The organism is Priestia sp. SIMBA_032 (assembly GCF_046535215.1).
Taxonomy (GTDB): Bacteria; Bacillota; Bacilli; order Bacillales; family Bacillaceae_H; genus Priestia; species Priestia aryabhattai.
In genome coordinates, this window is sequence record NZ_JAWRXD010001136.1 from 1 (window position 1) to 253 (window position 253).

1 pseudogene is annotated in these 253 nt (G+C 39.9%); it reads left to right on the forward strand.

The window, feature by feature from the left end:
- Positions 1-253, forward strand: a pseudogene (locus SB717_RS37875) (neutral/alkaline non-lysosomal ceramidase N-terminal domain-containing protein); the annotation flags it as partial.

The following is a 253-nucleotide window of genomic DNA, read 5'->3' on the forward strand; positions in this document are numbered from 1 at the left end:
TTGAAGCGATGTGAAGTTGGCTGGAGTGTTACGACAGGTGATATTGGGGTTAATAGAAGAGAGAGAACATCTGATGGAACAGCGAAGATGGGAACACATATAGATGGTGTTGTAGATAAACGAATTGGTATGTTAGCAATAAGAGATGCTGAAACGAAGGAGTTATCTGGGGTTTTAGTATTTTGTACTGCGCATCCGAATGTTTTAAAAGGTGATAGTGATGAATTATCAGCGGATTATCCTGGAATGACGA